Origin of the sequence: Flavobacterium sp. 40-81 (genome assembly GCF_001898245.1) — a bacterium.
GTDB classification, from domain to species: Bacteria; Bacteroidota; Bacteroidia; order Flavobacteriales; family Flavobacteriaceae; genus Flavobacterium; species Flavobacterium inviolabile.
Genome location: NZ_MKTM01000032.1, coordinates 44,333 through 50,870 on the forward strand (window position 1 = coordinate 44,333; position 6,538 = coordinate 50,870).

The following is a 6,538-nucleotide window of genomic DNA, read 5'->3' on the forward strand; positions in this document are numbered from 1 at the left end:
TAATCTGATGTCAGATACAATTAAAATTGTTTTAGCCGATGACGAAGCGCTTTTCAGAAAAGGAGTGGCTTTTATTTTACAGCGGGAAAGAAACTTTGAAATACTTTTTGAAGCCTCTAACGGAAGTGAATTGATCGATTATCTGGATGAGAATAAAGGCAATCTTCCGGATGTTATTTTAATGGACCTGAAAATGCCGCTGATAAGCGGAGTGGAAGCAACGAAAATAATCCATAAAGTTTTCCCCGACATTAAAATTATTGCCTTAACAAGCTACAATACCAAACCTTTTATTGCGAATATGATTCAGGTGGGTGCCTCTTCTTATTTAGTGAAGAATGCAACACCAAAAGAAATGCTCTTTACCATCAACGAGGTAATCAGCAAAGGATTTTATTATAATGATTTTGTAATGCAGGTAGTAAACGAAAGCATGATTGAATCTCAGAAAAAAGCAAAAAGTAACTTCGACGATGATTATTTGACCAATCGGGAGAAAGAAGTATTACAGTTAATCTGTGGACAGTTGAGTACCAATGAAATTGCGGAAAAACTGTTTATCAGTCCACGAACTGTGGAAGGACACCGGAACAACCTGTTGTTAAAAACAGACTCCAAAAACGTGGCTGGTCTGGTGGTTTATGCGATCCAGAACAGAATTATCAGCCTGGACAGTCTTTCCTTACAATAGAAACAGATAATTTCTGTTCTTGAAGACCAAAAAAGTATAATTTTGTGGCTTAATAATACCTCATTCGATCCGAATATATGAATTATACAGCCATCTTACAGGAAATATACCAACAAATCAGCAGATTACCGGTTACCGGAACGGTCGCAGCCACTATTCCCGAACTGGCAAAAGTAGATCCCGGTAAATTTGGCATTCACCTGACAACAATTGATGGCGAGGATTACGGCATTGGCGATAGCGAAGAAAAATTTTCGATACAGAGTGTTTCCAAAGCACTCACTGTGGCCTTGGCTTTTGCCTCATTGGGCGAGCGAATGTGGGAGCGCGTTGGTGTGGAACCTTCCGGAAATCCGTTTAATTCCTTAGTACAGCTGGAATATGAAAAAGGAATACCCAGAAACCCTTTTATCAATGCCGGAGCGATTGTTATTGCCGATATGCTGGTTTCCCAATTAAAAAATCCGAAACAGGACTTCCTGGAATTCGTCCGGACCATATCCGGAAGCCCCAATATAAATTATAACAGCAAAGTAGCCGAATCGGAAAAACAAACCGGTTTTCGGAATGCCGCTTTGGCAAACTTTATCAAATCATTCGGAAACATTGAAAATGATGTGGAAGAAGTTTTGGATTTTTACTTTTTTCAATGCGCCATTGAAATGACCTGTAAAGAACTGGCGCACTCTTTTTTCTTTTTTGCCAATGAAGGAATGACCCGATCCGGCAGGCAGATCTTAACCCAGAGTCAGGTAAAAAGACTAAATGCACTAATGCAGATGTGTGGTTTTTATGACGAATCCGGTGAGTTTACCTATAAAGTAGGTTTGCCCGGAAAAAGCGGTATTGGCGGTGGTATAGCAGCCTTATATCCCAAAAACTTTACCGTGACCACCTGGAGTCCGGGATTAAACGAAAAAGGAAATTCCGAATTGGGAATGAATGCGCTGGAACTACTGACAACCAAAACCGGGATGTCTATATTTTAGCATTAAAACCCTTATCTTTTTGCCGACCAGCTTTCCTGTTGTCGTTCTTCTAAGAATGTCCAGAGTAATATACGGCTCACCTTATTGCCTTGTTCCATAGTAACGGTTTTAACCTGTACTGCTTTTACCTTTTTAAGAATAGTGTAAAAGTTTTTTAAATGGTCATTTTTGGAAACCAGTGTCGAGAACCACAGGCATTGGGACTTAAAGTGAACACTTTCATAGATCATATTGGTAATAAAAGCCAGTTCGCCGCCTTCGCACCACAACTCGTTATTCTGACCGCTGAAATTCAATACCGGTTTCCCTTCGGCAGCTTTGCCCAGGTTTTTTAGTTTGCGTTGTGAGCCTTGTGTTGCCGCTTCCCTGGAAGTGTGAAACGGAGGGTTGCAAATAGTAATATCGAACGTTTCGCCCGGTTGTATGATATTCTTAAAAATATTGCGCTTGTTTTCCTGTAAGCGAATACTAACCGTATCCTGCAGATCTGGATTGTTGCTGATAATTTTTTCTGCAGTAGCTTTAGCCGGTTTGTCCAGTTCTGTCCCCACAAACGTCCAGCCATATTCCTGATGCCCGATAATCGGATAAATACAATTGGCACCTACGCCAATATCCAGGACACGAACGTTTTTACCGGTTGGTATTTTGTGATGATTGCTTTCGGTTAATACATCGGCTATATAATGAATATAATCTGCCCGTCCCGGAATGGGCGGACACAGATTGGTCTTGGGAATATCCCAGTAGTCAATGCCGTAAAACTGTTTTAATAAAGCCACATTAAGCGCTTTTACAGCTTCGGGATTGGCAAAATCAATACTTACACTGCCAAATTTATTTAAGGCAACAAAAGCCTTCAGCTCCGGATATACCGTTATGAGCTGGTTAAAATCATAGCGGTCATTATGTTTGTTTCGCGGATGCAGGCTTTTTGTCGTAGTATTGGTTGTTGCTTTTTTCATTAAAATGGAATTGACTTCAAAAGTAGTATAAAATTAAAAATAAACCTTTGAAAAAAGGAAGGAGTTAAGAACACTAACGATATAAAACAAAAAACCCACTCTTTCGAATGGGTTTTATAATAAGTAAGATAAATATGTTTAACAAACGTTTATTTAACTCTATTTACAATAGCTGCAAAAGCTTCTGGATGATTCATTGCTAAATCGGCAAGAACTTTACGGTTCAATTCGATGTTGTTAGCTTTTACTTTACCCATGAATTGAGAATAACTCATTCCGTGTAAACGTGCACCAGCGTTAATACGCATAATCCATAATGCACGGAAATTTCTCTTTTTTTGCTTTCTGCCACGGTAAGCATATTGCATTGCTTTTTCTACCGCGTTTTTCGCTACTGTCCAAACGTTTTTACGTCTTCCAAAGAATCCTTTGGCTTGCTTCAATACTCTTTTTCTTCTAGCTCTTGAAGCAACTGAATTTACTGATCTTGGCATAATTTTAAATTGTTTTTGTAGCAGGCGACCTTTTCAGGTTCTTGTCGAAATAAATTTCGGGCACTACTCCAGGGTTATTAAATTGTTGTAACCGAAAGAACGATTAGATAATTCTTAATTGTTCTTTTACACTCTTAATATCTGATTGGTGAACCAATGCAGAGTGCGTTAAAGCTAATTTACGCTTTTTCGATTTTTTAGTCAAAATGTGACTTTTAAAAGCGTGCTTTCTTTTGATTTTTCCAGAGCCAGTAACTTTAAAACGTTTCTTAGCACTAGATTTAGTTTTCATTTTAGGCATTTTCTTCCTAGGTATTAGATTTATCTTACTTACTATTTTTGTTTGTCTTTACTTGTAAAAGTAAAAATCAATATCATATCAGGAGCATAATGCTCTTTGATTAATTGTCGGTTGTTCTGCTGCTTTACCCGAAGCTAAAGTTTTGGAACGGTTGCTCTAAAAAGATTATTGTTTTTTCTTCTTAGGAGCGATAAACATAATCATACGTTTACCTTCAAGAACCGGAAGTGCTTCTACTTTTCCATACTCTTCAAGATCCTGAGCTAATCTTAACAATAAGATTTGTCCTTGTTCTTTATAGATAATCGAACGACCTTTAAAGAATACGAAAGCTTTTAATTTAGAACCTTCTTTTAGGAACTTTTCAGCATTCTTCTTCTTGAATTCATAATCATGTTCATCAGTTTGAGGACCAAAGCGAATTTCTTTTACAACAATTTGCGTTGACTTAGCTTTAAGCATTTTGTCACGTTTCTTTTGCTCGTAAAGAAACTTTTTGTAATCCATTATTTTACAAACAGGAGGAGCGGCATTGGGAGAGATTTCTACCAAATCCAATTCTTGCTCTTCAGCCATTTGTAAAGCCTGAGAAGTTTTGTAAACTCCAGGCTCAATGTTTTCTCCTACAAGACGAACTTCAGGAACTCGAATGGCATTGTTTGTTCTATGCGCATCCTTTTTTTCTACTCTGGGTTGGTAACCCCTGTTGTTTTTAATTGCTATGGCTCTAAAAATTTAAGTTAAACTTAGAATGATTTTAATGTCTTATTGATTTCTTCCTGTATTAAAGAAGCAAATTGATCGATAGTCATTGTTTGATTTGATTTTCCGGAATCACCGTGACGACGAACAGAAATCGTGCCGTTCTTTTCTTCTTCCTCACCAACAATCAACATAAACGGTAATTTCTGAACTTCAGCTTCTCTAATTTTCTTACCGATAGTTTCATTACGGTTATCAATTAGGGCGCGAATTTCGTGATTTTCTAGCAAATCTAAAACTTTTTTGGCATAATTTTCATATTTCTCGCTCAAAGACAGTATGATAGCTTGCTCCGGCATCAACCAAAGTGGGAAATTTCCTCCAGTATGTTCCAGTAATATGGCAATAAAACGTTCCATGGATCCGAAAGGAGCACGGTGAATCATTACCGGTCTATGTAATTCATTGTCAGAACCTTTATAAGTCAATTCAAAACGCTCCGGTAAATTGTAATCTACCTGAATTGTTCCCAATTGCCAGCTTCTTCCTAAGGCATCCTTCACCATGAAGTCTAATTTAGGACCGTAAAAAGCCGCTTCACCATACTCAACAACAGTGTTTAAACCTTTTTCGGCTGCTGCATTGATAATAGCGCTTTCCGCTTTTTCCCAGTTTTCATCCGATCCGATGTATTTCTCCGGTTTTTCCGGGTCACGTAACGAAATCTGAGCGGTGAAATTTTCAAAACCTAACGATCCGAATACATATAATACAAGGTCAATTACGTTTTTAAATTCGGCATCCAGCTGATCCGGCGTACAGAAAATGTGTGCATCATCCTGAGTAAACCCTCTCACACGGGTTAAACCGTGTAATTCACCACTTTGTTCGTAACGGTACACTGTTCCGAATTCGGCATAACGTTTCGGAAGATCTTTGTAACTCCAGGGTTTTGCATTGTATATTTCGCAGTGGTGCGGGCAGTTCATTGGTTTCAATAAAAATTCCTCACCTTCTGCCGGTGTGTGAATCGGCTGGAAGCTGTCTGCTCCGTATTTTGCATAGTGGCCGGAAGTAACATAAAGTTCTTTCTGTCCGATATGCGGTGTTACTACCTGCTCGTATCCGGCTTTTTTCTGAGCCTTTTTAAGGAATTGCTCCAAACGATCTCTTAAAGCAGCTCCTTTTGGTAACCATAAAGGCAAACCTTGTCCTACTTTTTGAGAGAAATGGAACAAATCAAGTTCTTTTCCTAATTTTCTATGGTCACGACGCTTGGCTTCTTCCAGTAATTCCAGGTAATCCGTCAGATCTTTCTGTTTCGGGAATGAAATTCCGTAAACACGGGTTAACTGCTTGTTTTTCTCATCACCTCTCCAGTAAGCTCCGGCTACAGATAAAATTTTCATGGCTTTGATGATTCCGGTATTCGGAATATGGCCACCACGGCATAAATCGGTAAAAGTAGCGTGATCACAGAAAGTTATCGTACCGTCCTCTAAATTTTCAATTAATTCTGTTTTGTAAGGATTGTTTTCTTTTGCATAGAAAGCCAATGCCTCTGCTTTTGAAGCCGAACGCATTTTAAATTCGTGCTTTTCTTTTGCGATCGCCAGTACTTTATCTTCGATAGCTTTGAAATCGCTGTCGGTTACTTTGTGATCACCAAAATCAACATCATAATAAAATCCGTTATCAATAGCAGGACCAATTGTTAGTTTAATGCCCGGATACATTTCCTGTAAAGCCTGCGCCATTACGTGGGAAGTAGAATGCCAGAAAGCTTTTTTGCCTTCTTTGTCGTTCCATGTATATAAGATAAGAGAACCATCCGTGGTTAACTCGGTGGTGGTTTCAACTGTTGTACCATTAAAAGAAGCAGAAATAACATTTCTGGCTAATCCTTCACTAATGCTTTTGGCAACATCCATCGGAGTTGCACCTTGTGCAAACTCTTTAACCGAACCATCGGGTAATGTAATCTTTATCATATGTTAAATTTATAAAGCGCAAATATAACGGTTTAAAGAAATACATACAATATATATATAAGGTATAATTGTAAAAGAATTTAATAAATGTTTGTTTTACTATATATAGGTGTATTGTGGTGTGGTGATAAAGCCGGATTTGTGTTTTTCAATTGAATTTACTGAGATTGCAGTGTTTTTTAATGGTGTGGGTGATGCGGATGAAAACCCTCTAAAAATAATTTGTTATATTAAGGATTAGTAATCAGTTTGTTAAGTTATTGTTTTGTAGAAAGGCAAAAAATAGTTTGGAAATAGTTTGGAGAAGAGTAAAAAGGTGCTACTTTTGCACCCGCAATCAAGGCGAAGTTCATTAGATATTGAGGTTGAATCAGGGAGAAAAAGGGATTAAATTTTTTTTCAAAA

The 6,538-nt window shown here is 38.0% G+C and carries 7 protein-coding genes; 2 read left to right on the forward strand and 5 right to left on the reverse strand.

Translation table 11 applies throughout. The annotated features are described in order from the left end of the window. Positions 1–7 precede the first annotated feature (7 nt). Positions 8–691: a response regulator gene (locus BGO42_RS13130; protein WP_177733193.1), complete on the forward strand. Its 684-nt coding sequence runs from the start codon at positions 8–10 to the stop codon at positions 689–691. A gap of 77 nt (positions 692–768) precedes the next feature. Next, entirely contained in the window at positions 769–1,680 is a 912-nt protein-coding gene (locus BGO42_RS13135) for a glutaminase (protein ID WP_177733195.1), read from the forward strand. An 11-nt stretch (positions 1,681–1,691) separates the two neighbouring features. On the opposite strand, the gene rlmF is transcribed toward BGO42_RS13135, so the two are convergent. The 5 genes from rlmF to thrS all read right to left on the reverse strand — a co-directional run bounded on the left by rlmF (position 1,692) and on the right by thrS (position 6,133). Next, positions 1,692–2,645 (reverse strand): 23S rRNA (adenine(1618)-N(6))-methyltransferase RlmF, encoded by a 954-nt coding sequence (rlmF, locus tag BGO42_RS13140; protein WP_273247037.1) that lies wholly within the window; start codon positions 2,643–2,645, stop codon positions 1,692–1,694. 149 nt (positions 2,646–2,794) lie between these two features. After that, positions 2,795–3,139: a 50S ribosomal protein L20 gene (rplT, locus tag BGO42_RS13145; RefSeq protein WP_177733200.1), complete on the reverse strand. Its 345-nt coding sequence runs from the start codon at positions 3,137–3,139 to the stop codon at positions 2,795–2,797. 103 nt (positions 3,140–3,242) lie between these two features. Next, positions 3,243–3,440 (reverse strand): 50S ribosomal protein L35, encoded by a 198-nt coding sequence (gene rpmI / locus BGO42_RS13150; protein ID WP_177733202.1) that lies wholly within the window; start codon positions 3,438–3,440, stop codon positions 3,243–3,245. A gap of 165 nt (positions 3,441–3,605) precedes the next feature. Continuing rightward, positions 3,606–4,157, reverse strand: coding sequence for a translation initiation factor IF-3 (gene infC, locus BGO42_RS13155; protein ID WP_177736271.1), 552 nt, complete (start codon positions 4,155–4,157; stop codon positions 3,606–3,608). A 29-nt stretch (positions 4,158–4,186) separates the two neighbouring features. After that, positions 4,187–6,133 (reverse strand): threonine--tRNA ligase, encoded by a 1,947-nt coding sequence (gene thrS / locus BGO42_RS13160; protein ID WP_273247038.1) that lies wholly within the window; start codon positions 6,131–6,133, stop codon positions 4,187–4,189. Positions 6,134–6,538: the final 405 nt, after the last annotated feature.

Bases quoted from the DNA above. Each gene is read 5' to 3' on its own strand.
- BGO42_RS13130 (WP_177733193.1), top strand. From the start codon at position 8: ATGTCAGATACAATTAAAATTGTTTTAGCCGATGACGAAGCGCTTTTC.
- BGO42_RS13135 (WP_177733195.1), top strand. From the start codon at position 769: ATGAATTATACAGCCATCTTACAGGAAATATACCAACAAATCAGCAGA.
- rlmF (WP_273247037.1), bottom strand. From the start codon at position 2,645: ATGAAAAAAGCAACAACCAATACTACGACAAAAAGCCTGCATCCGCGA.
- rplT (WP_177733200.1), bottom strand. From the start codon at position 3,139: ATGCCAAGATCAGTAAATTCAGTTGCTTCAAGAGCTAGAAGAAAAAGA.
- rpmI (WP_177733202.1), bottom strand. From the start codon at position 3,440: ATGCCTAAAATGAAAACTAAATCTAGTGCTAAGAAACGTTTTAAAGTT.
- thrS (WP_273247038.1), bottom strand. From the start codon at position 6,133: ATGATAAAGATTACATTACCCGATGGTTCGGTTAAAGAGTTTGCACAA.